Raw genomic sequence first — 25465 nt, forward strand, 5'->3', positions numbered from 1 at the left:
CAAAAATCCATCCCTTCAAGTTCAACCGAAGGCACCGTCCTTCTTGCAACAAAAAGCATGCCGCAAAAAGGATGAACCCTTCTGGAGGAACCGGAATGAGCAACGTGGTGGTGGTCTATCACAGTGGCTACGGGCACACCCGGGTCATGGCCGAGGCTGTGGGCCAGGGTGTGGAACGGCACTTGGGTAGCACCTGTAGGCTGATTCCGGTCGAAGAAGTGGACGATCACTGGGAACGTTTGCACCGTGCTGATGCAATTATCTTTGGCGCCCCGACCTACATGGGCAGTGCCTCGGCAGCCTTCAAGGGCTTCATGGACGCTACCGCCTCGTTCTACCTGGCCCAGCCCTGGCGCGACAAACTCGCCGCCGGCTTCACCAACTCAGGCTGCCTGTGCGGCGACAAGCTCAACACCTTGCAGCAGATGGCGGTGTTCGCCGCCCAGCACTCGATGATCTGGGTCGGCCTCGACCTGCTGCCGGCGCGCAGCAGCACGGGCCTGTTCGATGGGCAGTTGAACCGTCTCGGCAGTTCGCTGGGGGCCATGGCGCAGTCGAATGTCGAACAGTCCCCCGAGCTTGCACCCCCTCTGGAAGACCGCCGCACCGCCGCGCATTTGGGCGAGCGGGTGGCGCGCCTGGCCGAACGAATGGCCCATACCTCTTATTAACCGCCACAAAAACCATGCATGAGGAGACATCACCATGAGCACCTTTACCACCCGAGACGGCACCGAGATTTACTACAAGGACTGGGGCACCGGTCAGCCGATCGTCTTCAGCCACGGCTGGCCGTTGAACGCCGACAGCTGGGAGTCGCAGATGATCTTCCTGGCCTCCCAAGGCTATCGGGTCATCGCCCATGATCGCCGTGGTCACGGGCGTTCGAGCCAGCCGTGGTTCGGTAATGACATGGACACCTACGCCGATGACCTGGCACAACTGATCGAACATCTGGATTTGCAGAACGCCGTGTTGTTCGGCTTCTCCACCGGCGGTGGCGAAGTGGCGCGCTACATTGGTCGCCACGGCACTGGACGCGTGGCCAAGGCCGGGCTGATTTCCTCGGTGCCGCCGTTGATGCTCAAGACCGAAGCCAACCCTGGCGGCTTGCCGCTGGAAGTGTTCGACGGTATTCGTCAGGCGTCCCTGGCCGACCGTTCGCAGCTGTACAAGGATCTGGCCAGCGGTCCGTTCTTTGGTTTCAATCGCCCGGGTGCCAAGCCGTCCCAAGGCATGATCGACTGGTTCTGGCTGCAGGGCATGATGTCCGGCCACAAGAACGCGTATGACTGCATCAAGGCGTTCTCCGAAACCGACTTTACCGAAGACCTGAAGAAGTTCGACGTGCCGACCCTGGTGGTGCATGGCGACGACGACCAGGTCGTGCCGATCGAAGCCGCCGGTATCGCTGCGGCAAAACTGGTCAGGGGCTCCATCTTGAAGGTCTACCCGGGAGCACCCCACGGCCTGACCGATACCCACAAGGATCAACTCAACGAAGATCTGCTGGCGTTCATCAAGGGCTGATCAAGATCAAAAGATCGCAGCCTTCGGCAGCTACATGGCTATGGCTGCGATCTTTGCTGTTCGCATTCAAGATCAAAAGATCGCAGCCTCCGGCAGCTCCTACGCGGTTTTGTGGACCCCTGTAGGAGCTGCCGAAGGCTGCGATCTTTTGCTGTTGAGAGAGGGGAGAGTACGCATGGCCCGACAGCGCCAGGCAAACGGTGAAACGCCTTCGCTGCGGGTGAAGATATGGGAAAAATGCGCCTGGTCGCAGAAGCCGCATTCCAGGCTGATTTGCGTCAGGGTCAGGTCGGTGTTCTGGATCAGCTGCTTGGCCCGGGCGATGCGTTGCCGGCGAATCCAGTCTTGCGGCGAGAGGCCGGTGCTGCACTTGAACGCACGGGAAAAATGACTGCGTGACAGGGCGCACGCCCGTGCCAGTTCAGTCACTTCCAGGGTTTCATCGAGATGGTCGAGGATCAGCTGCTTGGCCAGATGTTCACGCCAGGGGCTGAGCCCGCCAGTGGTTTTTTTTCGCATTTCAGTGGAGGACGCGTTGATCGCGCTTTGCTGAAAGGGAGCCATGGCCAATGTCCGTGTCGGTGGGCGCGCGCGGGTGCACTGCACGATGAGCCAGTACGTTTGTTCTGAAAAAAAGGTTTGCGCAGAGGGCTTCATTTTTGGTCGCGCAGGCTTTGGCTTGCGAGTTAAACGTTGTTAATTTCTCGATTGGCATGGGCCGTCTCGAGTACAGTCAGCCACACTCGTTAACCCCCGTGCCGGGCTGAAAACACAATGGGATTGTGCATATGAACCGTAACGATCTGCGCCGCGTCGACATGAACCTGCTGGTGATTTTCGAAGCCCTGATGTTCGAAAAAAACCTGACCCGGGTCGCCGAGAAACTGTTCATGGGCCAACCGGCAGTGAGCGCTGCGCTGGGGCGGTTGCGTGATTTGTTCGACGATCCGTTGTTGCTGCGCAACGGTCGCGGTATGGAACCGACGGCGCGAGCGCTGGCGATTCTCAAGGAGTTGCAACCGGCGATGGACACCATTTCCGGGGCGGTCAGCCGCGCCAAGGAATTCGACCCAACGACCAGCTGCGACGTGTTTCGCATCGGGCTGTCGGACGATGCCGAGTTCGGACTGTTTCCGCCGTTGTTGCGCAAACTGCAAGAAGAAGCGCCGGGGATCGTGGTCGTGGTGCGTCGCGCCAACTATCTGCTGATGCCGGCGTTGCTCGCGTCTGGCGAGATTTCGGTGGGGGTGAGTTACACCACTGACCTGCCGGCCAATGCCAAACGCAAACGCCTGCGCGACATTCCCTGCAAAGTGCTGCGCGGTGACGATCGTCCAGGGCCGCTGACCCTCGACGAGTATTGCGCGCGGCCGCATGCGATGGTGTCGTTCTCCGGTGACCTGAGCGGCAACATCGATATGGATTTGGCCAAGGTCGGCCGCTCTCGCCGCGTGGTGTTGGGCGTGCCGCAATTCAGTGGCTTGCGGGCGTTGTTGGCCGGCACCGAGATGATTGCCACGGTGCCGGATTACGCTGCGTGTGCGCTGGTCGAGGGATGTGCCTTGCGCGCCGAAGATCCGCCGTTTCCTATCGACGCCGCACAGTTGTCGATGGCGTGGAGCGGGGTGCATGACAACGATCCTGCCGAAAAATGGCTGCGCTCACGGATCAGTCAGTTCATGTCTGAGCCCCTGAAAATACCAACCCCGTAGGAGCTGCCGAAGGCTGCGATTTTTTGATCCTGACAGCCGACCCGATTTTGCGGATATACCCGATCCCCTGTGGGAGCGAGCCTGCTCGCGATGACGGAGTGTCAGACAACATCATTGTTGACTGGAAGGCCGCCATCGCGAGCAGGCTCGCTCCCACAGGGGAATGTGTGTTGATTCGAGGGCTGTGTTTAATGGTGTTTAGCGTTACTTCCTGAAAGCTACAGATCCTTGCGCCGTTGCCTACGACTGCGCCAGAATCCGCCGGCTTGTGCGCCTAATGGCCGGGCTCTATTGTTTCCCGGTCGCTGACGAATCAGCGATCGGGTTTAGCGACCCGAACCTTTGTAGGCGCAACAGCGCTCCAAACTCTCTTGCAGATTGTTCATGTCTGCGATTGATGTCATGGCGGCTGTGCGCGGGAGACCTTCGGGTCTGCCGGGCGCCTACACCCGGTTCGCTAACCTGCGTGCAGCCGCCACCCTTACCTGTTTAGCGACAGGTCTTGGTGGCTCCATTTCTTGTAGGAGATTCACCATGTTCAAAGCCACACCTAACCCGCCAGGAACCGACGACGTTTCCCCCTACGATCCCCTCGATCCCAAAAAACTCAACGAAGCCGCCGAGCGTGCTCTCGATCACTACCTCAAACCGTCCGACCCCAAGACCTCGCGCAAACCGAGCACGATTTACACCGTCGCCCCGGGCATCGACATCGAAGAGCTACTGGCCAATGCCTGCGAATCCTTTGCCTCGGCCAAGGTGATCGCCAGTGACTGTGCCGGCTTTCTGGAGGGGTCGCAGCGCAATACGATACTGGGCGTTGCGCAGCTCATCATGCTGGGTGAACTGGCTGTGAGTCGGGCGCTGGATAGTCTGGAATTGAAGGCTGATTCATCCCGGTAACGAAACAAACTTGTGGCGAGGGGGCTTGCCCCCGTCCGGCTGCGCAGCAGTCGTAAAACCTGAGCATGCGGTTTGCCAGACAGACGGTGATTGCAGGTTTTGGTGCCGCTTCGCAGCCCAACGGGGGCAAGCCCCCTCGCCACAGTGAGTTGTGTTGTCTTTGTGTACGGCGTTCCCCGTACAAAGAGAGCACGTACATTCAATTTTTCCCTACCCCGTCACTGCACTATTCAGGGCAATGATTGATCAAGGGTAGGGGCCATGAACGCTTCGCAATGGAATGAACGGGCTCAAGATTTCGGGCTGCTGTTTCTGCGGATCAGTGGCGCACTGTTTCTGCTGGGCGTGCATGGCTTGCCGAAGCTGCTGAACTTCAGCGCCGAGTTGCAACGCATCGAAGACCCGTTCCACCTCGGCGCCCACCTCACGCTAATCCTGGCGATCTTCGCCGAAGTACTGTGCCCATTGCTGATCGTCGCCGGCGTATTTGTGCGTCTGGCGTGCCTGCCCATTTTGTTTGTGCTGCTGGTTGCACTGCTGGTCGTGCATCCGCAATGGAGTGTGGCCGAGGGGCAGTTCGGTTGGCTGCTGTTGATTCTGTTCACCAGCATTTTCATCGCCGGGCCGGGACGGCTGGCGCTCAATGTTCGTCTCGCCGGAGCCCTCCGTTATGCCTGATTCCAATCGTATCGATGAGATCGTGACGCTGATCGTCAAACACCGGGTCAAGGCCGGTTTTGAAGCGGCCTATGAAGCCTGGCTGCGCAACATCGTCAGCGTGGCCGGGCAACGCGAAGGACACTTGGGCGTGGATGTGATTCGCGGCAAGAGCGGTGGCCTCGACCTGTTCACCTGCGTGCTGCGTTTTTGCTCCACCGAGGCGATGCAGCGCTGGCTCGACTCGCCGCAACGCCAGGCGCTGGTCGATGAAGCCGCGCCGATGCTGGCCGACGGCGATCAGACCGAGGTCAACCCGGTCAATGAATTCTGGTTCTCGCCGCTGGTTGACGCCGGTTCGCCACCGCCGCGCTGGAAGCAGGCCGTGGTGACGTTGTTGGTGATTTTGCCGCACACCTTGCTGGTGCCGCTGATCTGGGGGCCGCTGTTGCAGCTCAATGCATTCCTGTCCAACTACGTGGTCGCCACTTTCCTGATCACCCTGACCATTGTGCTGTCGGTGGTGTACGTCTTTATGCCGCTGGCCACGCGCCTGTTCGCGCCGTGGCTGGAAGCCGGCCAGTCTCATTCCACTCTGCCTTAAGGAAACGCGATGAACGCCGATCTGATTCTGTTCAATGGCCAGTTCCATACCGTTGACCGTGAGAAGCCCCTCGCCAGCGCCGTGGCGATCAGCGATGGCCGCTTCGTCGCGGTTGGTACCGATGCCGACGCCATGGCCCTGCGCGGTTCGGGCACGCAGGTCATTGACCTCAAGGGCCGTTGCGTCATCCCCGGCCTCAACGACTCGCACTTGCACCTGATCCGTGGCGGCCTGAACTACAACCTCGAACTGCGCTGGGAAGGTGTGCCGTCCCTGGCCGATGCCTTGCGCATGCTCAAGGATCAGGCCGACCGCACGCCGACGCCGCAGTGGGTTCGGGTGGTGGGTGGCTGGAACGAATTTCAGTTTGCCGAAAAACGCATGCCGACCCTGGAAGAACTCAATCAGGCCGCACCCGATACGCCGGTGTTCGTGCTGCATTTGTACGACCGCGCCTTGCTCAACCGCGCGGCACTGCGCGTCGCCGGCTATACCCGCAACACGCCGAACCCACCGGGCGGCGAGATTGTGCGCGATGCCAACGGTGAGCCGACCGGCATGCTGGTGGCGCGGCCGAACGCGATGATTTTGTACTCGACCCTGGCCAAGGGGCCGAAGTTACCGCTCGAATATCAGGTCAACTCGACCCGCCAGTTCATGCGCGAACTCAATCGCCTCGGCCTGACCAGTGCCATCGACGCCGGCGGTGGTTTCCAGAATTATCCGGACGACTACGCGGTGATCGAGCAGTTGGCCAAGGATCAGCAACTGACCGTGCGCATCGCCTACAACCTGTTCACCCAGAAGCCCAAGGAAGAATTGACCGATTTCAAGAATTGGACCGGCAGCGTCAAGCTGCATCAGGGCGACGACTTCCTGCGGCACAACGGCGCCGGGGAAATGCTGGTGTTCTCGGCGGCGGATTTCGAAGACTTCCTCGAGCCGCGTCCGGACCTGCCGCAGACCATGGAAGACGAGCTGGAACCGGTGGTTCGCCACCTCGTCGAGCAGCGCTGGCCGTTCCGTTTGCATGCGACCTACAACGAGTCCATCAGCCGCATGCTTGATGTGTTCGAGAAGGTCAACCGCGACATTCCCTTCAATGGTTTGCCATGGTTCTTCGATCACGCCGAAACCATCACCCCACAGAACATCGAGCGAGTGAGGGCGTTGGGCGGCGGCATCGCGATACAGGATCGCATGGCATTTCAGGGCGAATATTTTGTCGAGCGTTACGGCGCCAAGGCCGCCGAAAACACGCCACCGATCAAACGCATGCTGGCTGAAGGTGTACCCGTCGGCGCGGGCACCGATGCGACGCGGGTGTCCAGCTACAACCCCTGGACCTCGTTGTACTGGATGGTCAGCGGCCGCACGGTGGGGGGGCTGGAATTGCACAGTGAAGGGTTGACCCGGCAGACCGCGCTGGAGCTCTTCACCCACGGCAGTGCCTGGTTCTCGTCGGAGCAGGGCAAGAAAGGCCAGATCAAGGTCGGGCAACTGGCCGACGTCGCCGCCCTGAGCGCCGACTTCTTCAGCGTCGAGGAAGAAGCCATCAAGTGGATCGAATCGGTGTTGACCGTGGTCGGCGGCAAGGTGGTGTACGCCGCCGGCGAATTCGAAAAGCTTGGACCGCCTAGCGTGCCGGTGCTGCCGGACTGGTCGCCGGTGGTCAAGGTGCCGGGTCACTGGCGTCCGGCTTCACCGATGCAGGCGCAGGTTCACCAGTGCAGCGGGCCGTGCGCGGTGCATTCCCACAGCCATGAGCGGGCGCGTTTGTCGAACGCGCCGGTCAGCGATTTCCAGGGGTTCTGGGGCGCGTTTGGCTGCTCGTGCTTTGCCTTCTAGTGATTAAACAATGCGCCGGCCTGGTGTGTCGGCGCCCCTGAGGTAAGTCCATCCCCCGAGGAGTTTCACATGAGCAACGTTCCTTACAATCGTCTGAACAAAGATGATGCAGTGGTATTGCTGGTTGATCACCAGACTGGCCTGATCTCGTTGGTGCAGGATTTCTCGCCTAACGAATTCAAGAACAACGTGCTGGCCCTGGGTGACATCGCCAAGTTCTTTAACCTGCCGACCGTCCTCACCACCAGTTTCGACAGCGGCCCGAACGGCCCGATCGTGCCGGAACTCAAAGAGCAGTTTCCGGACGCTCCGTTCATTGCACGCCCGGGCCAGATCAACGCCTGGGACAACGAAGATTTCGTTAGAGCCGTGAAAGCCACCGGCCGCAAGCAGCTGATCATTGCCGGTGTTGTAACTGACGTGTGTGTGGCGTTCCCGACGTTGTCGGCACTGGCTGAAGGTTTTGAAGTGTTTGTGGTAACCGACGCTTCCGGCACCTTCAATACGACGGTGCAACAAGCGGCGTGGGCTCGCATGTCGGCTGCCGGTGCGCAACTGCTGAACTGGTTCTCCGTGGCTTGCGAGTTGCAGGGCGACTGGCGCAACGACATGGAAGGCCTGGCCAACCTGTTGTCCCAGCGCATCCCGAACTACCGCAACCTGATCAACAGCTACACGACGTTCACCGCGAAGTAAGAGGTATGGCTGCCGGCCTCGGCCGGCCGCTTGAAAAGATCGCAGGCTTCGCCAGCGCCTACTTGATTGGGTACACCCGCCTGTACTCAATCCCCGTAGGCGCTGGCGAAGCCTGCGATCTTTTGATCTTTAGATTTGGGGAGTCAGAAACGAAAAAAACGGCTATAAAGCGTTTGGCTGTCAACCAGGGCGCGACAATGAATCCGTTCGAAGATATGCGTATGTTTTGCCAGGTCATGGACTCCGGCAGCTTCACTGCGGCGGCCGATCAATTAGGGTTGTCCAAGCAGTTCGTCAGCCGCCGCCTGATGCAACTGGAAGAGCGCCTCGGCGTGCGCCTGCTCAACCGTTCGACCCGGCGGTTGGACGTTACGCCGCTGGGGCAGAGTTATTACGAATCAGCCCTGCGCCTTCTCAGCGAAGTCGAGCAAGTGGAGCAGGGCATCGCCGGCCAGACCACCGAGCCTCGCGGCACAATTCGCCTGAGCGCACCGTTGTCGTTTGCCGTGGCGCATCTGGGCTGTCTGTTACCGGAGTTTTTGCAGCGTTATCGCGAGGTCACCGTGGAAGTCGACCTGAGTGATCGACCCGTGGACTTGCTCGGTGAGGGCTACGATTTGGCATTGCGCATCGGCGTGCTGGAAGACTCGACACTGATCGCCCGACGCCTCGCCTCCATCGAGCGGCTGTACTGTGCCAGCCCGGTGTACCTGGCCGAGCGGGGTACGCCGCTTAAACCCGAGGATTTACACACCCATGATTGCCTGCCTTACGGCCACAGTCGTCAGGTGCAATGGCGTTTCGAGGGGCAGGGCAAGCCGCAGAACGTCAACGTCACTGGGCGGATGCGGGTCAACAATGGTGAATTGCTCAAGGACGCTGCCATTGCCGGTATGGGCATCACGTACCTGCCGACCTTCATTGTCGGTTCGGCCCTTGAGGACGGCCGACTTGTGCCGGTGCTGGATGATTTGCGCCCCAAGCCGCTGACCTTGTCGGCCGTCTACCCGCAGCATCGCCAGAGGTCACGACCGGTGCAGGCGCTGATCGAGTTCTTGCGTGAGCGGTTGAATCAAGGCGAAGAGGGTTCGCACCACCGGTGATTACAAGATCGCAACAAAGCTCGAATGGTAGTTTTGCTGATGCTGATCCAGACTCGTGGCGGCCAATCAAAGGCCCGAATTCTGGAGCGTGCAATGGAAATGCCGACAAAAGAAAAAGCCATCGCCAGCAATCGCGATGCGTGGAATGACTCCGCCCAACACCACAAAGATACCCCTGAGTGGCTGGCCTGTTTGAGTGCCGTGAGCCATGGCGATTTTTCCTGCCTGGATGACACCCTCACCGGGTTGCTTCAACAGGTCGGCGTCGACGGCAAGGATGTGGTGCAGCTCGGCTGCAACAACGGACGCGAAAGTCTTTCGCTGTTTGCCCTGGGGGCCCGTCGTGTCGTGGGCATTGACCAGTCGGAGGCCTTTCTCGATCAGGCCCGGGAGCTGGCATCCCGTTCGCCCCATGAGCCCGAATTCATCGAGGCTGACATCCATCATCTGCCGACTGATCTTCACCAGTGTTTCGATGTAGCGCTGATTACCATCGGCGTATTGAACTGGATGCCGGACATCGCTGAATTCTTGCGCCATGCCGCGCAAACCCTCAAGCCCGGCGGCAGCCTGGTGGTGTACGAAACCCACCCGTTCCTGGAAATGTTCGACCCCGAGTCAGCCGATCCCTATCGCCCGGACAGCTCATATTTTCGCAGCGAACCTTTCGTCCAGAACCAGCCGATCGTTTACGAGGGCAAAGTCGAACAGCCCGCCTCAGCGTCTTACTGGTTCGTCCACACCCTGGGTGCCATCTTCACCGGTGCCGTTGAGGCGGGGTTGCAGATCGGCCACTTCAAGGAATACCCGCATTCCAACCGCGAAGAACTCTACGATCGGTATCAGCAGCAAAAGGCGCAGTTGCCGTTGTGTTACACGTTGGTGGCGGTGAAGGCGAACAACATAGTGACAAGGACACTCTCAGAGAGTTGAGTGATTTGCCGCATGTCCCGGTTGTGCGCAGAGATCAATACCAAGGGCATGAATGACCTTTAGAACCGTATCAAAACGTGGTTTCGCGCCTGGCGCGAAGGCTTTGTACAGGCTTTCGCGGCCCATTCCGGAGTCTTTGGCAATTTGTGTCATGCCACGGGCCTTTACCACGTAGCCAATAGCACGAAGAAATTCTTCGTTGTCGCCGTCTGCCAGTACCTGAGAGAGGTACTCGCTGATGGCTTCGTCACTGTCGAGCAGTGCTGTCATATCGAAATCTGTGAGTTTGTGGCTCATGGTTTTGACTCCTCATTCCTGTTCGAATGTATAGGTTCGCGCAGGTATGAGAAGTCAGTCGGTTCCTTGAGTTTGGTGTATTTTTCGCTGAACTGTGTAGGCAACATGACGTCATCGCAGGCAAGCCCGCTCCCACACGGAAATGCGGTCATGTGGGAGCGGGCTCGCCCGCGATGACGGCGATACTGTCTTCAGTCAAGCAACAACAATCGCTCCCACCCATCACGCCTGCGCCGCAGTCACTGTCTGCTGTTCCGGTTTGCGCAGCGCAGTCAGCCGCGAGCCGCTGTAGTGTGTTTCGCGGAAGAAGCGAAAGCGGCCGAACAGGTCGTAGACGTGGGTGATTCGCCCCTGTTCCTGGTAGTCCATGCGCAGGTGCATTTTCATGGCCTGGATGTTGCGGACATCGCAGACGTCCATGACCTTGTCGCAACCTTGGTCCCGCATCGCCCCCCAGATATTGTACTGGGCGTCCACCGACAGGCTGGAGCCGAAGTAGAGAGGGATCATTTCACCGCCGAACTGGAAAAACTCACCGGGTTTGACCCGGAACCAGCAGCCATAATAATGCTGGTCAAAGTAGTCACTGAGGCTGCCCCAGATGAATCCGATGGCATCACCTGCCTCGTCCACATACATGTGCCCGGTGTGACCTTCGGAGGCGATCTGGGCCATGGCCTTGACGCGGTTACCGTAATACTTGGTGAAAGCGATGGCGTTCTCCCGGGTAATCGTCACCCGCTTCAAACCCGTATAGGGCCGTAGTTTGTGCGGCGCCACCGGGGTGACCAGATCGCGCCCCAGCCACAACAGTTCTCGGTGGAAGTACACATAGCGCTTCCAGAGCATCTGGAGCGTGTGGAGCAGGCCTTTTTGTTTGATACGTTCGCGAAGCTTGTCGATGGCGCTCATGAAGTCCTCCGAGGCTGAAGCCAGGGTGTGGTGGGTAACGTTTTCGATAGCGATAAATCAAGGTTGCAACGGGCGTAGCTCAATCGGGTACTGCTGTTCGTCTTTGAGCGTCCTTGGCACAACGGCATAGGACACTCTCGGAATGCCCGGAAGACGCAGCTCCAGGATGTGAGCCAGAGACTCTCCGGGGTTTAAATAGATATCGCCAAAATCAGCGCCGATATGGGTCGGGTGGACGACGATTTCCAGCAGGCCGTCGATCGGCATCGCCACGTTGCGCAGGTCTACCGGGGTGCATACGTACTGGGCGGTCGCTCCGGCGAGGCGGTTCAATCGATGATTGAGCAATGTCTTGAACACCCGCTTGCGCACACTCAGGTTATTTCCCAGATGGCGCGCCAGTCGCACGGGCACCCCTTGGTAGGCGGCAAAGCGCGCGACGATTTCGCCGATGGGCCAGATGTTGTGCACGTGCTGATGGGAATCGATGTGGCTTGGGATAAGGCCGTTATCCAGGCAACGTTGCCATTGAGCCTGGAGTTCCTCCAGCACCGCTTCGCGATCCAGGCGGTTGAGCCAGAGGCTGTGGCGGGGCAGGTCGAGATCGAACATGCCCTGGCTGTCGCAGAACGTCGAACGCGCAAGAATCGACGGGCTCAACGGCCGGCCATAGGTGAGGTTGAAGTGCAAGCCGATTCGTCCTTGCAGCAACGGCTGCCGGGCCAGGACGCAGGCTTCCTCGAACGCCGGCATATTGGCCATGGCGGTGGCGGAGCTGATGACCCCGGCCTGGAAGGCACCAAGGATCACCGCGTTTTCGCTCAGGCTGAGGCCGAAATCGTCAGCGTTGACTATGACTTGGCGAGGCATGTTCTCCCTCCTTGGTTTTTTCAATGGGCACCGGGCCTTTGTCGACACGAGTGGGTGTCGCAGGGGATGCAGGAGCAACTGATGCACGCCAGGCCCGCCACTTTTTCAACCACGGCTTGAATTGATGCCAGAGTCGCATGGCCAACCCCAGAGCGAGGCCGCTGGGGCGCCAGGAGTAGAAGCTCCAGCGCCAGTGCTCAAGTTGCCCGGTCATGCGCTCCTGGAGTTGATGGCTGGAGTTCATCAGGCTGACCCGCGAAGCGTCGATCCAGTGCCAGTTGTCGTCCAGACCCCAGCGAATCCACTCTTCGAGCAGCACACGACCGCTGCCCAGGTCGGCGTATTTGGGCAGGAACGCCAGGTTGTAGTCGTACAGCCGGCCCTCTTCCAGCAAGCCGAGCCGGTAGCTGATGCAGCGCCCGTCCACTTCCAGCAGCACCACCCGCAGCAGTCCCTGTTCGGCGAGGGCGGTGAAGGCCAGGTTGATCCATTGTCGGCTACGGTTGCTGGTGAAAATCCCCAGGCCTTCGACACCTTTCCAGCTCTGCACTTCGACTTCGCTGAGGGCCTGCAATAAAGGCCCGATGGTTGCTGCGTAAGGGGTAATGCGTCGGACCTGGGCACCATAAGCCAACATGCGTTTACGCGCCCGGCGCAGTTTGTAGCGCGGGTCGCCGGAGACTTCCTGGCGGTCGATATCGCTGATCAAATGCACCGGCACCCGGCAACTGAGCCGACGCTCGCCGGTCGAGCTGTGGGCCATCCATGCGGTCAGCGCGCTTTCTTCGCCGATGGGTTCGGACAATTCATTGAGTTGCAGCATCGCATGGGGCAAGTGACGGCGGATGATCACCAGCGCCTTGCGCATGCTGTCGGCATCGAGGCAGGTGAGCAGGGCCAGGCGATCGGTGAGGGGATAACCGAGGTGACGCAAGACCCGAAATGGCAGCCTTCCAAAGCGCTCAACGGACGCGACCAGCGGCAGGCACAAGACCAATTCATCACCTTGCCAGCCCAGCAGAACGTGCAAGCGTTCCCCGGCGGTCAGTGCCTGTTCCGATGCGCACAGCCAGGCGAGGGTGTTGAACGGCGTATGGTCCGTCACGCGCCTGCGCAACCCCTCATAAGCAGCTGCCGGAAAGTCCGGGGCGCACAGCGAGGTGCGCCATTCGAATCGAGCCATCATATTTTCACGCCACTGACTCAGGAACAGGTGAACGGGACGGTTTTTGTAGCGCATCCAGGCGTGAGTCGCTGTAACGGGTTTCACGCAAGAAACGCCAGCGACCGAATAATCGATAGACGTGCTGGATGCGTCCTTGCTCTTGATAGCCCATGCGAATGTGCAGTTTCAGCGCCGGTATATTGTGGGCGTCGCAGACATCCACGACCGTGTGGCAGCCTTGGGCCTGCATGGCTTTCCAGAGTCGCAGTTGCAGGTCCACCGAGAGCGTGGTGCCCCAATACGCGCGAGCCAGTTCGCCGCCAAATTCGAAGAATTCGCCTTTCTTTACCGGGAACGTGCAGCCGTAGAAATGTCGGTCGTGGTAATCCCGGGTGCTGCCCCAGATGAAAGCCACCGCGTCGCCTTTGCCATCCAGATACATGTGCCCGGTGTAACCCTCGGTGGCCAGTTCTTCCATGATGTTGACCCGGTCGCCAAAGTGACGGGCGAAGGCTGCGGTGTTGTGCACGGTGATGGTCTTCAACTGTAGTGGTGGGTAAGGTTTGAGCTGGTGGGGCGGTACCGGGCTGACCAGGTCACGCTTCATCCACAGAAGCTCCCAGTGAACGAACATGTAGCGCCTCCAAAGGAGCCGGACCGTTGCACGCAGGCCTTTTCGTTTGATGTGTTGGCGAAGTTTTTCCAAGGCATTCATATCATTGCCTCCTGACAGAGACCGGTCGCCGCTGGCGTAGTGAAACGCGCGGTCGAGAGCGGCACGGTCGTGGTGATGCAAGTTGGCGGCGTTCATGAGGCGCTCCAGCTCAAGGCGAACAGGGTTTCGCCCGGCAGGTCGAAGCTGACGCGACCGTCGTGACAGGTGAACTGAGCGCTGCGACTGCGGTTGTCGGCACCGAAGTACACCAGCGCTCCCTTGGCCAGCGGGCACGTCGCCCCGCCCAGATCGACACGCTGCAAGCGCCCCCCTTTATTGACCCCTAACAGGCTGCGCTGGCGCTCGGTGGCCATGGCCAACACATCGACTTCGAAAGCGTCGTTGTCCAGGCGCATGACGTTTTTCAGCCAGTGCTGCTGGATGAATTGCTGGGCCAGGCCCACCGGCTTGAGTTCGAAACGATCGCCGCCCAGCACCCGCACCATGCCTTTGGGATAGGTCGGTTCGTCGGCGGCCTGGAACCAGTTGAGCATGTCCAGCAACCCATCCTGCGCCGAGTTGATGACCACCGAAGTCCACCACAGCGAAGCAAAGTGGGTTTCCTGATCATAGGGGCTCAGGCTTGAACCGCTGGACAGGTTGGTCTGATCCAGCAGCAAGGCCTTGCGTGGCCGGCCCTTGGCATCGAGGCCCACCAGCTCGGCGGCACGGCGCACGCTGTCGCGGTAGACCCGAGTAGCCAGCAGGTCGCGAATCATCCATTCGTGCCAGGCGAGGGCGTCGATCTGCTCACCGGATTCGGCCAACAGGCGCCTTGCCCAATCGATACCGCGCTTGTCGGCGGCGTTGTCGGCGAACGGGCCGTTGACGAAGCGTGAAGTGGCGGGCATGGCGATGCGCACACCCGCCTTGGCGTTGGCCGGATCGCTGCGCACCTGCCGGGCCATGCTGTTGAAAATCGACTGGTAGTCGGCGTAGCTCGGGTAGTTGAGGTTCGGCTCGTCGGCGAACGCGATGTAGTGCGTACCGGTGCCGCCGAGGGCGCGAGTGGCGGCGAGCCAGGCACCGAGGCCGGCGTTGCTTTGAGTGTCGGCGCGCAAATCCGCCTGACGCTGGCTGCCGGCCAACAGCGTGAGGTCCTGCGTGATGCCGAAGCGGTTCTGATAGAGCTGGCGGAACGCATCTTCGTGGTGCGGATTTTGCGCGGTGACGTCAACGAAACTGTAATAGGTGCCCGCCTGAGGCTTGAGGGCGTCGAGCGCTGCGAAACTGGATTGAGGGGGCAGCACGTAGGGCAAATAAATGCCCAGGTTCGGGGTGGGGCCGAGCATCTCTTTGTGCAGGGTCAAGCGGGTCTGGCCATCGTCCTCGCGCAGCGGTTTGAGCTGCTGCGGTTTCTGGGCAAACAGATTCGCCGTGCCATCGAGCCAGAACGCGACCTTGCCGCTGCCTTGCAGGCGCAGGCGCCAGACCTGTTCGTCCTGAGTGACGGGCAATGCCACCTGATCGAACTGCCAATAGGCACGATAGGGTTTCAGCGCCAGGGATAACTGTTTGTTGTCGCCCACGCGCTGGGCCTGCAGGGCGTTGATCCCACCGTGAAACTTGCCGGCCAGTACGGCGTGTTCCCCGGGTGCGACCTTGAAATACAGCTCATCGCCGCCGCGGGTTTCGGCACTGAAATGCACCTTGGCCGGGGCGAACAGCGCCACCGTGCGTTCATCGTGTTCGATCGTGTAGCGGCGGAAACTGTAGCCCGGAATTTCCAGTCGATAACTGGCGGCACTCGGCGCCAGTGGCCAACTCTGCTTGCCTCGGGTTTCACTGGCGGCGATCAGGCGCTCGCCCTTGAGGTTGCCGTTACCGTCGAGCAGGTACAGGCGTTCTTCGTTGGCATCGGCCTGCCACGCCGGAGCCCAGCGAACAGTCAGCGTGTCGGGGCGATCCGTTTGCAGGTACAGGCTGCCGTCGCGAATATCAGCCCAGCGCATGGGCGCCGCCTGGGCGCTCAAACCCAGGCCCAGGCTCAACAGCAGCATCAGGCGTTTCATGCCGATTTCCGTTGCAGCATCTGAAGCATCGGAGCCACATCGCTGGGCAGGATGATCAGGGTTTGCCAGGCCGGTACGCCACTCAACCGGCAATACATCACCAGCAGCGCGAGGGTTACCGCCAGGTAGGCGATGGACGATGCCGTCGCAGCGCCGACGATGCCGTAAATCGGGATCAGCAACAGGTTCAGGGCCAGGTTCAGCAACGCGCCGAGGCCCATCAACAGCGAAATCGTGCCGGGGCGATTTTTGCCCAGCAAGTCCAGGCGCAAGATGCTCGCATAACAAAGGCCGAGCAGCCCCGGCAGCAGCGCCAGCAACGCCGGGTAGGCTGGCTGATAGGCAATGCCGAACAGCGTGACGATCAGCCATTCACCGATCACCGCCATGGTCAGGCAGGCGCCGAGCATCACCGTGGCGGTCAGGCGCAGCGCCAACGGCGTCAGGCGATCCATGCCTTCGTCCTGTTGCAGCAGGCGTTTCATCAGCGGCGTGGTCACCGCTTCCGGGACGATCAGCAGCAACTCGGCGGCGGCGCTGGCCATGGCGTAATGCCCCAACGCGGTGCTGCCGAGCAGGGCGCCGATGAACAGGTAATCGGAGCGCAGAATCACTTGCTGGAACAACAGGTCCGGATGGCTGCGAGCGCTGTAGCGCAGCAGTTCATTCTGGCTGGCACGGTCCCACTGCAACTTCAAGGGCTGAGCGCGCTTGAGCCAGAACCACCCGGCCAGCACCACCAGGCTGAGGCCGGCCAGCCAACTGATCAGCGCCGCTTCCAGGGCTGCGTCTTTCCACATCCAGAACAAGGCCAGAAACAACAGCAGTGGCGCCAGGGATTCCACCAGCCGCAAGGCATTGAACGCCACCACACCGCCCGACGCATTGTGCAAGGTCAGCAGGCCGCTCTTGAGGACGGTCAGCGGCACCGCCAACAGCAACAGCCAGGCGAGCAATCCCAGTTGCGTGGTGATGTCGAGTTCACCACCGAACTCCCGCACCAGCGCCACCACCAGCAACGTCAGCAAACCCGCCAGCAGGCAACCAAACACCAGCACCTGGCTCAACAACAATCCCATGGGCCGTTGCTTGGCCGCCTGATACCCCACCGCCGAATTCAGCCCGCCGCTGGTGGCGGCGCTGATCAAATCGGGCAGGGTACTGAGCAACGCAAACAGACCGCGCTCGCTGGGCCCCAGAATCCGCGCCAGTAATACATTGCGCAGCAGCCTCAGGCCGATCATCGCCAGTTTGGTGCCCATGCTCAGGGCCAGGTGTTTGAGGTAATGACTGCGACTCATGGCCTGGCTCCGCGGTAGATGCGCCAGGACAGCAACTCCGGATTGCGCGCCGTGCGATGGCTGATGCCGATTCGCGGCAAGGCCAATGGATCGCTGATACCACGATAAATCCCGACGTCGGTGCCCAGGGCAAACGGGAAGTCGTGGTCCGCCACGTGTTCGCGCACCCGCGCATCATGGTTGCCATTGGGGTAGCAGTAGACCGGCAGCGGCCGGTTGCAACCGTTGAGCAGGGCATTGCGGCTGCGGCTCAGTTCCTCATCCAGACGTTGATCGTCCAGGCCGGTGAGAATCGCGTGACTGGCGCCATGGGGACCGAAGCGGATCAACCCGCTGGCTTCCAGCGCGCGTACTTGATGCCAGTCCAGGGCCTGGGGCAACGACTCTTCAGGGCATTGATCGCTGAGCCGATCCAGTTCGCCCGATGGCAAGTTTTTCAGGCTGTGCAAAAAGTGCAAAAGCGCCAGGCTTCGGCGCTGCACATCCAGATCATCGAGCAGCACCGGTAACGGTCGCCCGATCTGTTGCAGGCATTCAATCAAATGCGTCCGGGCTTTTTCACCGTGGCTGTGCCACAGGGTTTCTCCCAGGCTTTCCCACCAGAAGCGTTGTCGGCTGCCGATGAAGTCGGTGGAGAGAAAAATGCTCGCCGGCACCTGATACTTTTTCAGCAACGGGAAGGCATTCAGCGCGTTGTCGCGCCAGCCGTCGTCGAAGGTCAGCGCGATTTTTGGTCGTCCGGTCCTGATGGCGCCCGGTTGCAAGATCTCCATCAGTGGCACGCAGTCGAAGTTCTTTTTCAACCAGGCGAGCAGATGTTCGAATGCCTTCGGCCCGACGCACAGTTCATTGCGATGGGGCAGGTCGGCGGCGCGGTCATTGGCCAGCACCCGATGCAGCATCAGGATCACCCCGGCACCGTGCAATTGGTGACGGCCTACGGGCGAGTTGAGATAAAGCCAGCCACTGGTGCGTTTTAATAATTGTTTGATCGCCATGGCGCGGTCCTTTCAACGATTTTGCTCGGGGTTCCATTGCGCGTACCGCTGGCCGCGCAAGAACTGCCACAGACCGATACTCATCCCGGCAAGGGTCACCAGAACAAACGCGGCGAGGCGAAAGGGTTTGGGTAAATGGTGTTGCACATCCAGCAGGCCGACGATGGCCATCGCGTAACCGAGCAGTTGTGCGATCAGGCTCAGGCGATAGAAGCCATGTACATTCCACAGCCAGAAATTGCTCAGCAGCAACGGCACCAACAGGACCGGTGCCAAGCGTCGAATCAGCTTGTGGCTGATCAGTGCAATCGCATACAGGCCATACCGCCAAGGGTTCAGCAGCTCCCGGCGCTGGGCCAGGCTTTGCAGACCGCCGACGGTGACGCGCTGGCGGCGGCGCCATTGCTTGGCGATTTCGTCGACGCCCTGGTCGCTCACTTGTGCTTGGGGCACATAGACGATGCGTTTGAACGCCACCGGTGCGCAGGTACTGATAAAGAAGTCATCGTTGACCTCCGCCGGCACGTACTGGAACAACTCGCGGCGCAGGGCGAGCAGGGCGCCGTCGGCGGAGACCATGCAGCCGGTGCGATTTTCCACCTTGCGCAACCAGCCTTCGTAATGCCGATAAAGGCTGTCGCCCAGGCTCAGGCCCTTGCCCGGCACCGGGATCAGCATGTGCCCGGCACAGGCCCCGACCTGTGGATCGGCCAGGGGCGCGAGCAACTGGCCGAGGGTGTCGGTCGACCATTGATTGTCGGCATCGGTGAACACCAGAATCTCGCCCATGCTCAGGGCCACGCCGGCATTCAAGGTGGCTGCCTTACCCTGACGAGGCAGGTCGAGCACGCTGATGCGCGGGTCAATGACCTTGTGGGCGCAGGCCACGGTGTCGTCGGTGGAGCCGTCGCTGGCCAAAATGATGTGTAGCGAGCGCGCCTGATAATCCTGGGCGAGCAGGATGCGCAATTTCTCTTCGATATGCCGGGCTTCGTTGTGCGCGGCGATGATGATGCTGACATTCATGGGGGGGGCTGGCGCATGACGCCGCGCGCGGAACAACGGCGCGATCAGTGTCAGCAGCAGCGGATAGCCAAGCCAGGCATACACCGGCAATAACAGGCACAACCAGAAAATGAATTCAGCCACGGTCCGGCCTCCTGGCATTCCAATGACACAGGCTCAAAATGAGCGCGGCACCGGCCAGGTGCAGGCGCACCCAGTGCAGGCCCCACAGTTGCAGCATCAGGCCTATGTCATGGTGTTTCAGGCTTTGGCGCAGGCTCTGGGCGAGCGCTGGCAGGCTGGTGATGAACAGCGTGAATACCGCCAGCAGGGGAGAACCGTTGAGGAGGGCGGATAGCGCAATGAAATCCAACACCCAAGCGATGATTGACAGCATCGGGAAACGCAGTAAACGCATATTCATGCCGTGGCTGCGCAGTAATTGCAGGTGACTTCCCTGACGCCAGAACTCCTTGCCCATCCATTCGCGCCAACTGCTTTCGTAACCCCAATGCAGGGCAACGCTCTGGTTGACGGACAGCAGGCGTGCGCCAGAGTGGGAAAGGCGCATGGTGAAATCTTTGTCTTCGCCGGTGCGCAGGTTTTCGTTGAAGCCGCGGACCTTGTCGAACCATGGACGACGCATCAACAGGTTGGAACTGGGCAGCCATCGCACTGTTTTCAACGTTTCATCGTTCGGGCGCAACGTGCGGCGTTGCCAGGCATTGGCATACCACGGGGCTTCGGCCGGGGTGTGCAGGTCCAGTCCCAGGACGTCGACCTGAACTGCGGGTTGGATGCTCAACAACAGCGTGAGCCAGTCCTCGGGCACTTCGATGTCGGCATCAATGAAGGCCAGCCATTCGCCTGTGGCAACGGCGGCGCCGCGATTGCGCAGCGCACCTATCAGCAGGCCCGGCAGAACCAGCACCTGCGCACCCATTTGCCGCGCAATGTGCGGCCCTTGATCCTTGGAACCGTTGTCGGCCACGATCAACTCGCATTCCAGCCTGGCAGCCTCGACGGCTTTTTTCGCGGCGAGCAACGTACGGCCGATGTGTCGGGCTTCGTTGTACATCGGGATGACGAGGCTGATGCGGCTCATGCGCTAGCCTCCGTCGGCGGACGTTCTTCAGCCTTGAGGCGCAACACGAACGTCAGCGCGAGCATGATCCACAGGTATTTGTGATTCGGTGCGCTGAGGAACATCAAAAACAGCAGCAACGACACATAGCTCATGCTCAGGTGCGTGATCAGGTCGGCCTGTTCCCAATTTCGTCGCAGCATCCAGGCGTGACGGGCGCGGACCAGGTTGTACATCCCCAGGCCCAGCATGCCGACGAACAACAGGCCGGCGGGAATCCCCACTTCGCTGAAGATTTCCAGGTAAGTATTGTGCGCGCGGCGGTACAGGTCGCCGGGCTTGCGGTTGGCGGAAAACACTTTGGCGTAACCGGTGGTGGCGTAGTGCAGCGGGAAGGTGCCGGGGCCGGAACCGAGTAACGGGTGCTCTTGGATGATCTGGTTGCCGACCAGGATGTACGACGCGCGACGGCCCAGGGATTCGTCCTGGCTCTTGGCCCCGGCTTTCAAGATGCTCAAGGACTGGATGCGCGCGATGTAACCGGCCGGCATTGAATAAATGGCCAGCGGGATCACGATCGCAAGGCCAAGCATGGCAAAACCCAAGTGGCGCGGACGGATGCGTGGCAACTGCGCGCGGTAGTGCCAGGCACCGATCATCAAGCTGAGAAAAAGCACCACCAGCCCGGAACGGGAATCGGTCTTGGTCATGCCGCCCAGCAGCAAAATGCAGCAGCCGCCCCAGAACAATCGGTGCAACAGGTTCGGGCCGCGGATCACCAGCAGCAGCGCCAATGGCACGGCGAAGGCAATCAGCAGGGCAAACGAGTTCGGGTCTTCCAGCAGTCCTGCAGCGCGGCCCTGGTCCTGATACTTGGTGGAGAACATGGCCAGCGCGCTGGTCGCGCTGACGCTGAGGGTCACCAGCCGGGCGAACATATCGAGGTTCAACTCACGGCCGATCAGCAAGGTGATCACAAACAGAACCAGGCCGACGCTCATATCCCGCAGATGACTCTGGGACATGTCCAGGTTATCGGTATTGATCATGCTCAACAGGTACAACACCATGAACCAGATCAGGAAGCGCCAGATGTTGCTGCGCAGGCGCTCGGACGGAATCTGGTGGATAGCCAGTTGCAACATCACGATCAGCGCCAGAGACGCACCGATGAATTTGGTGCCCGATAGCGCGCTGCCCTTGAAGAAACCTTCGAACGGCACCAACGCCGCGATGCCCAACAAACCCCAGGCAGGTTTTCGGTACAGCACCGCGACAGCCACCAGGCCCAGTACTGCGCCTGGCGCCAGATACGGATAAGGGCTGGCCAGCAAACCAAGGCAGACCAGGGCGAGCAGACTGACGATCGAGAGCGGAAAGATCACGCGCGTGCCTCCCGTGCAGTACGGATATAAAGCTGCGACCAGCGTTCGGCCAAGGCCTTCAGGTCGTAACGGTCCAATTGCGTACGTCTTGCGTTGTCGATCAATTCGCGAGCCAGGGCCGGCTCATTGAGCAGCATATCGATCTGCCGGGCGAGAGCGGTGGTGTCGGTGGGTGTCGCCAGCAGGCCGTTGTGCCGGTCCTCCAGCACATCGGGAATCCCGCCGACGCTGAACGCCACCACCGGCACTCCGGCCTGCATGGCCTCCAGCAAAATCATCGGCGTGCCCTCGGTACGCGAACTGATCACCAGCGCATCGAGTTGCTGCCACCACCGGTTCATGTCGGTTTGATAACCCGGCAAGGTGATGCGTTTGTGCAAACCGGCAGCGGCAATCCGCGCCAGCAAGGTTTTCTGTTCCGGGCCGTCGCCGAGCATCACGGCGTCCAGTTGCGGGTGTTGCTGACAGAGCGGGATCAGGGCATCGAGAAACAGGTCCGGGCCTTTTTCATTGCTCAGCCGACCGACGTAGCCCGCGAGCCAGCGCGGGTGTGTGGCAGTGTGAGGTAGCAGGCCGCTGGCCTTTGGCAGACCATTGGGAATCACTTGCAGTTTCTCCGTCCGGACACAGGCCTTGCGGTGCAGCACGGCGATGCTTTCGGCCACGCAAACCACGCGGTGCACCGACGCCGTGCGGCACAATTGCAAACTCAGCCAGCCATAAACGCGTTGTTTGCGACTGCGCGGGGTGAAACCGTGTTGGGTAATCACCAACGGCAAGTCCAACAACGTGGCGGCCACCCAGCCAAATAACAGACCCTTGAAATTGTGCGTGTTGATCAGCGGCTGTTCAGCCCGCCGCTGACGTAAATGACGCAGCAATTCCCTCAAGCCCGTGAAGCTGCGGCAGTCGACCCCAGCCCCGCGAAATCGCGCGATCAGCGCTGGTGGCGCATCGAGAAACAGCACTTGATGCCGCCCCGGCGTCGCCAGGCAATGGTCCAGCAGCATCCGCTCAGCCCCATAGAAGCCGCCGCTGCTGATCAAATGCATGATCGGCAGAGCGCTGGCGCTGAGCGGCCCGTTCAATGGCGCACCCAATGCACGAAGCTATCCACGGTCCAGTTTTTGTGCGGATTGTTCGGCACGACGTCTTGCTCGTTAATCACCAACAGCACCGGCAAGCCCAGTTCATGGGTGATTTGCGCTGGGTGTTTGAAGCGGTGATCGAAGAACTCACGCACGTAGACGAAGGCAATCGCCAGCAGTAGACCGGTCAGCATCCCGAACGGAATGATCAGCAGCGGTTTGGGGAACGCTGCATCGGTCGGTTCATACGGCGGGCTGAGTACCCGGGCGTTGGACATATCGTTGTCCAGCAAACCGGCGGAGCTGCTTTCGGCAAAGCGCTGGGCGTAGGTGGAGAACGCCGCGTGCAAGGCATTGATCTCGGTGTCCATCTGCTGCAACTTGCTCTGAGCCACTTGCAACTGATGGATGCGCTCCTTGAAGTCGGCGATGCGCGCGGTTTTCTGCTTGATCACCGAGGTGACAATCGCCAGGTCGTTGGTGCGCTCCTGAATCCGGTTGCTGACGATTTTCAGGAACTGCTGACGGGTGCGGGAAATCTGCTCGCGGGTCAACAGCATGGGTTCACTGCCCGGCTGGAAGACCGCCAGGTCGTTCATGTAGCGGCTGACCAGAGTGGTCAGTTGCTCACCGAGCTGTCTGATCTCCCGGTCTTCGAACGCAATGTTGTCCACCGTGGTGGTGAAGGTGAAGGGGAAGGTGTACTCGCTGAGCCGGGACGTATTGGTAGCAGACGTCAGGGCGGTTTTCAGGTAGTCGAGCCAGCGCTGGCTTTGCAACAGGCGATCCTGATACAGGTTCAGGGCCTGTTCCTCGGTGTTGATGGCATTGAGGCGGAAGGTGATTTCTTCCTTCGGATCGGATGAAGCCACGCCTTCGAGCAACGCCAGCCGCGTGCCTTCCAGGCCATCGAGACGCACCTGATACTGCTTCTTCTTGGTTTCGTAGAAGCTCTGCGGCAGGTCGATCGATTGCAGTTCCTGACGGCTGGCCAGGTAGTTTTGCAGCAGCGCCGCGACAAACCGGGTGCCCTGGGCGGGATCGCCAAAGCTGTAGACAATGGAGATCACGTTAGAACCCGGCAGGGTTTCGATTTTCAGGTTATCGACGGCCTCTTGGGTGTAGGTATCCAGGGCGGTGTCCCGAACCGGATCGGTCTCAAGCCCGAATGCATCGCGCACCGGATTGACCACGTATTCACGCAAGGGGGTGGTCACAAAACGCTTGATCGGTTCGGTCACCAGTTTGCTGAAGATCCCGGGGTTGGGCGCGTACTCGCCTTTGGCCCGCAGGTCGCTGATGGTCTGACGGATCAGGGCCGGCGAACGCAGGATATTGCTCTCGGTTTCCATGTCTGCCAGTGACGGCGGAATGAACGAGGCATCACCTTGGGTCAGGGACGTGGTGGCGTCTCCCTGGGAGAGTTTTTTGGATTGCACGATCACCTGCGCGGTGATGTCGAAGCTCTGCTTGAGCATCAGCGGCAAGATCAGGGCGATCACTGCAAAGATCAGGAAGACTCGTTTCACCAACTGCTTGTTGGCGAAGAAAATCCTGAAGAACTCATGCAGGTAGTTTTCCTTTGGGTTCATGGTCGGTCACCTGAGCGTTAGTTGTCGCTGTCTTTGTTGTCGACGCGGTAGGCGAATCCGAAGCCCACCCCCTGGAACAACACCACGTCCGCCAGTTGCCGCGCGAGCTCACCGGCGCTGGCCAGTTTGGTCTTGGGCACGTAAAGCATGTCGTCCGGTTGCAGGTAAGCAATCTGCGACGCATCACCGGACAAGGCTTTTTCAACGTCGTAATGCACGGCCTGCACATGGTTGCCGGTGCGGCGCATGATCACTACCGAATCGAGCCGCGCCTTGACGTTAGTGCCACGGGCCAGGGTCAAGGCTTCGAGTACCGAGACCGGCCGGCGAATCGGATAGGAGCCCGGTTGCGCGACTTCACCCAGCACATAGATTTCGTTACCCGACGTGGATTTGAGCATGACGTCGACCTTCATCCGCCCCGGCAATTGCGCGTAGCGTTGATTGAGGAACGTTTCCAGTTGGTTGACCGTCATGCCTTGCAGCGGCACGGAGCCGATTTCCGGGAAACTTGCATAGCCGTCGTTGCCCACAACGATCTCCCGGCTCATACCGGTAGCGGGGTGGTTCAGGTTGCTCTTGAGGTTTTGCTCGTCGCTCAGCGGGCTGGTCACCAGCACCGTCACCTGATTGCGATTAGGCTGAAAAAGAGATTTGCGCTCATAGGCACGCTGGATCTCCTGCCGTGCCTCGACAGCTGTCAGCCCGGCGATTTTCACCGAGGTATTGGCCCCCGGCAGTTCGATGGTGCCGTCGGGCAGCACCCGTTGGGTGCCGTTGAGCTGGCTGGCCGCGGTGAAGTTCAGGGCGACCTGGTCACCGGACTGAATGCGGTAAGCGCCCGAGCTACTGGTGCTGACGTGAAAGATCACATCCAGCACGTCCTTGGGCCGCAGGGTCTGTTCGACCTTGGGCATGTCGGTGGCCTGGGCATTGGCCGGCTCGGCCGTGAGGATCTGCACCGGCATCTGCTGGGTTTCACTGGTGCTGGAGCAACCTGCAAGCGGCAGCAACAGCAGGAGAAGCATTTTGGCGTTCATAGCGTCATCCTTTTC

General features: G+C 60.3%; 25 protein-coding genes. 10 read left to right on the top strand and 15 right to left on the bottom strand.

Annotated elements, in window-relative coordinates; all coding sequences use genetic code 11:
• The first annotated feature begins 95 nt into the window (after positions 1 to 95).
• Together ACQKPC_RS06830 and ACQKPC_RS06835 are read left to right on the top strand one after the other, a co-directional pair.
• Entirely contained in the window at positions 96 to 671 is a 576-nt protein-coding gene (locus ACQKPC_RS06830) for a flavodoxin family protein (protein ID WP_427623769.1), read from the top strand.
• Positions 672 to 705: 34 nt separating this feature from the next.
• Entirely contained in the window at positions 706 to 1530 is an 825-nt protein-coding gene (locus ACQKPC_RS06835; RefSeq protein WP_427623770.1) for an alpha/beta fold hydrolase, read from the top strand.
• 99 nt (positions 1531 to 1629) lie between these two features.
• Here ACQKPC_RS06835 and ACQKPC_RS06840 read toward each other — a convergent pair whose 3' ends face one another.
• Complete coding sequence (locus ACQKPC_RS06840) at positions 1630 to 2094, bottom strand: helix-turn-helix domain-containing protein (RefSeq protein WP_427623771.1); 465 nt, start codon at positions 2092 to 2094, stop codon at positions 1630 to 1632.
• Positions 2095 to 2318: 224 nt separating this feature from the next.
• Here ACQKPC_RS06840 and ACQKPC_RS06845 point away from each other — a divergent pair, with 224 nt between their 5' ends.
• The 8 genes from ACQKPC_RS06845 to ACQKPC_RS06880 all read left to right on the top strand — a co-directional run bounded on the left by ACQKPC_RS06845 (position 2319) and on the right by ACQKPC_RS06880 (position 9986).
• Positions 2319 to 3242 carry a LysR family transcriptional regulator gene (locus ACQKPC_RS06845; protein WP_427623772.1) on the top strand — a complete coding sequence of 308 codons (924 nt, stop codon included), beginning with the start codon at positions 2319 to 2321 and terminating at the stop codon, positions 3240 to 3242.
• A gap of 534 nt (positions 3243 to 3776) precedes the next feature.
• On the top strand, positions 3777 to 4145 hold the full coding sequence (locus tag ACQKPC_RS06850) for a DUF6124 family protein (protein WP_427623774.1): 369 nt from the start codon (positions 3777 to 3779) through the stop codon (positions 4143 to 4145).
• Positions 4146 to 4406: 261 nt separating this feature from the next.
• A complete protein-coding gene (locus ACQKPC_RS06855; RefSeq protein ID WP_427623775.1) occupies positions 4407 to 4823 on the top strand; it encodes a DoxX family protein in 417 nt (138 codons plus the stop codon).
• Positions 4816 to 5406, top strand: a complete 591-nt coding sequence (locus tag ACQKPC_RS06860) for an antibiotic biosynthesis monooxygenase (protein WP_427623776.1) — start codon at positions 4816 to 4818, stop codon at positions 5404 to 5406. Before ACQKPC_RS06855 ends, ACQKPC_RS06860 begins: the two co-directional genes overlap by 8 nt.
• A gap of 9 nt (positions 5407 to 5415) precedes the next feature.
• Positions 5416 to 7254: an amidohydrolase gene (locus ACQKPC_RS06865; protein ID WP_427623777.1), complete on the top strand. Its 1839-nt coding sequence runs from the start codon at positions 5416 to 5418 to the stop codon at positions 7252 to 7254.
• Between the two features lie 69 nt (positions 7255 to 7323).
• A complete protein-coding gene (gene ycaC, locus ACQKPC_RS06870; RefSeq protein WP_427623778.1) occupies positions 7324 to 7950 on the top strand; it encodes an isochorismate family cysteine hydrolase YcaC in 627 nt (208 codons plus the stop codon).
• 197 nt (positions 7951 to 8147) lie between these two features.
• Entirely contained in the window at positions 8148 to 9053 is a 906-nt protein-coding gene (locus tag ACQKPC_RS06875; RefSeq protein ID WP_427623780.1) for a LysR family transcriptional regulator, read from the top strand.
• A 93-nt stretch (positions 9054 to 9146) separates the two neighbouring features.
• A complete protein-coding gene (locus ACQKPC_RS06880; protein ID WP_427623781.1) occupies positions 9147 to 9986 on the top strand; it encodes a class I SAM-dependent methyltransferase in 840 nt (279 codons plus the stop codon).
• Here the strand turns inward: ACQKPC_RS06880 and ACQKPC_RS06885 are convergent.
• From ACQKPC_RS06885 to ACQKPC_RS06950, 14 genes are all read right to left on the bottom strand, one after another.
• Positions 9975 to 10283 (bottom strand): addiction module antidote protein, encoded by a 309-nt coding sequence (locus ACQKPC_RS06885; protein WP_427623783.1) that lies wholly within the window; start codon positions 10281 to 10283, stop codon positions 9975 to 9977. The two genes, ACQKPC_RS06880 and ACQKPC_RS06885, sit on opposite strands and share 12 nt — an antisense overlap.
• 222 nt (positions 10284 to 10505) lie before the next feature.
• Complete coding sequence (locus ACQKPC_RS06890) at positions 10506 to 11195, bottom strand: N-acetyltransferase (RefSeq protein WP_427623785.1); 690 nt, start codon at positions 11193 to 11195, stop codon at positions 10506 to 10508.
• A gap of 57 nt (positions 11196 to 11252) precedes the next feature.
• Positions 11253 to 12065 (bottom strand): ChbG/HpnK family deacetylase, encoded by an 813-nt coding sequence (locus ACQKPC_RS06895; protein ID WP_427623787.1) that lies wholly within the window; start codon positions 12063 to 12065, stop codon positions 11253 to 11255.
• Complete coding sequence (locus tag ACQKPC_RS06900; RefSeq protein WP_427623789.1) at positions 12037 to 13251, bottom strand: GNAT family N-acetyltransferase; 1215 nt, start codon at positions 13249 to 13251, stop codon at positions 12037 to 12039. The genes ACQKPC_RS06895 and ACQKPC_RS06900 overlap by 29 nt, the downstream gene beginning before the upstream one ends.
• A 4-nt stretch (positions 13252 to 13255) precedes the next feature.
• Positions 13256 to 13945: an N-acetyltransferase family protein gene (locus ACQKPC_RS06905; protein ID WP_427623841.1), complete on the bottom strand. Its 690-nt coding sequence runs from the start codon at positions 13943 to 13945 to the stop codon at positions 13256 to 13258.
• A 92-nt stretch (positions 13946 to 14037) separates the two neighbouring features.
• Entirely contained in the window at positions 14038 to 15957 is a 1920-nt protein-coding gene (locus tag ACQKPC_RS06910; RefSeq protein ID WP_427623791.1) for a hypothetical protein, read from the bottom strand.
• Positions 15954 to 17258, bottom strand: a complete 1305-nt coding sequence (locus ACQKPC_RS06915; RefSeq protein ID WP_427623793.1) for a lipopolysaccharide biosynthesis protein — start codon at positions 17256 to 17258, stop codon at positions 15954 to 15956. The genes ACQKPC_RS06910 and ACQKPC_RS06915 overlap by 4 nt, the downstream gene beginning before the upstream one ends.
• Positions 17255 to 18256 (bottom strand): polysaccharide deacetylase family protein, encoded by a 1002-nt coding sequence (locus ACQKPC_RS06920; RefSeq protein ID WP_427623795.1) that lies wholly within the window; start codon positions 18254 to 18256, stop codon positions 17255 to 17257. The genes ACQKPC_RS06915 and ACQKPC_RS06920 overlap by 4 nt, the downstream gene beginning before the upstream one ends.
• A 12-nt stretch (positions 18257 to 18268) precedes the next feature.
• Complete coding sequence (locus ACQKPC_RS06925) at positions 18269 to 19405, bottom strand: glycosyltransferase (protein WP_427623797.1); 1137 nt, start codon at positions 19403 to 19405, stop codon at positions 18269 to 18271.
• Positions 19398 to 20366, bottom strand: a complete 969-nt coding sequence (locus ACQKPC_RS06930) for a glycosyltransferase (RefSeq protein ID WP_427623799.1) — start codon at positions 20364 to 20366, stop codon at positions 19398 to 19400. The genes ACQKPC_RS06925 and ACQKPC_RS06930 overlap by 8 nt, the downstream gene beginning before the upstream one ends.
• Positions 20363 to 21730, bottom strand: coding sequence for an O-antigen ligase family protein (locus tag ACQKPC_RS06935; protein ID WP_427623801.1), 1368 nt, complete (start codon positions 21728 to 21730; stop codon positions 20363 to 20365). The genes ACQKPC_RS06930 and ACQKPC_RS06935 overlap by 4 nt, the downstream gene beginning before the upstream one ends.
• A complete protein-coding gene (locus ACQKPC_RS06940) occupies positions 21727 to 22782 on the bottom strand; it encodes a glycosyltransferase family 4 protein (RefSeq protein WP_404943047.1) in 1056 nt (351 codons plus the stop codon). The genes ACQKPC_RS06935 and ACQKPC_RS06940 overlap by 4 nt, the downstream gene beginning before the upstream one ends.
• Positions 22783 to 22814: 32 nt before the next feature.
• On the bottom strand, positions 22815 to 24410 hold the full coding sequence (locus ACQKPC_RS06945) for a GumC family protein (protein WP_427623803.1): 1596 nt from the start codon (positions 24408 to 24410) through the stop codon (positions 22815 to 22817).
• 17 nt (positions 24411 to 24427) lie between these two features.
• On the bottom strand, positions 24428 to 25450 hold the full coding sequence (locus tag ACQKPC_RS06950; RefSeq protein WP_427623804.1) for a polysaccharide biosynthesis/export family protein: 1023 nt from the start codon (positions 25448 to 25450) through the stop codon (positions 24428 to 24430).
• Positions 25451 to 25465 lie beyond the last annotated feature (15 nt).

Origin of the sequence: Pseudomonas sp. NPDC089918 (assembly GCF_050280605.1) — a bacterium.
In the GTDB taxonomy this organism is placed as follows: Bacteria; Pseudomonadota; Gammaproteobacteria; order Pseudomonadales; family Pseudomonadaceae; genus Aquipseudomonas.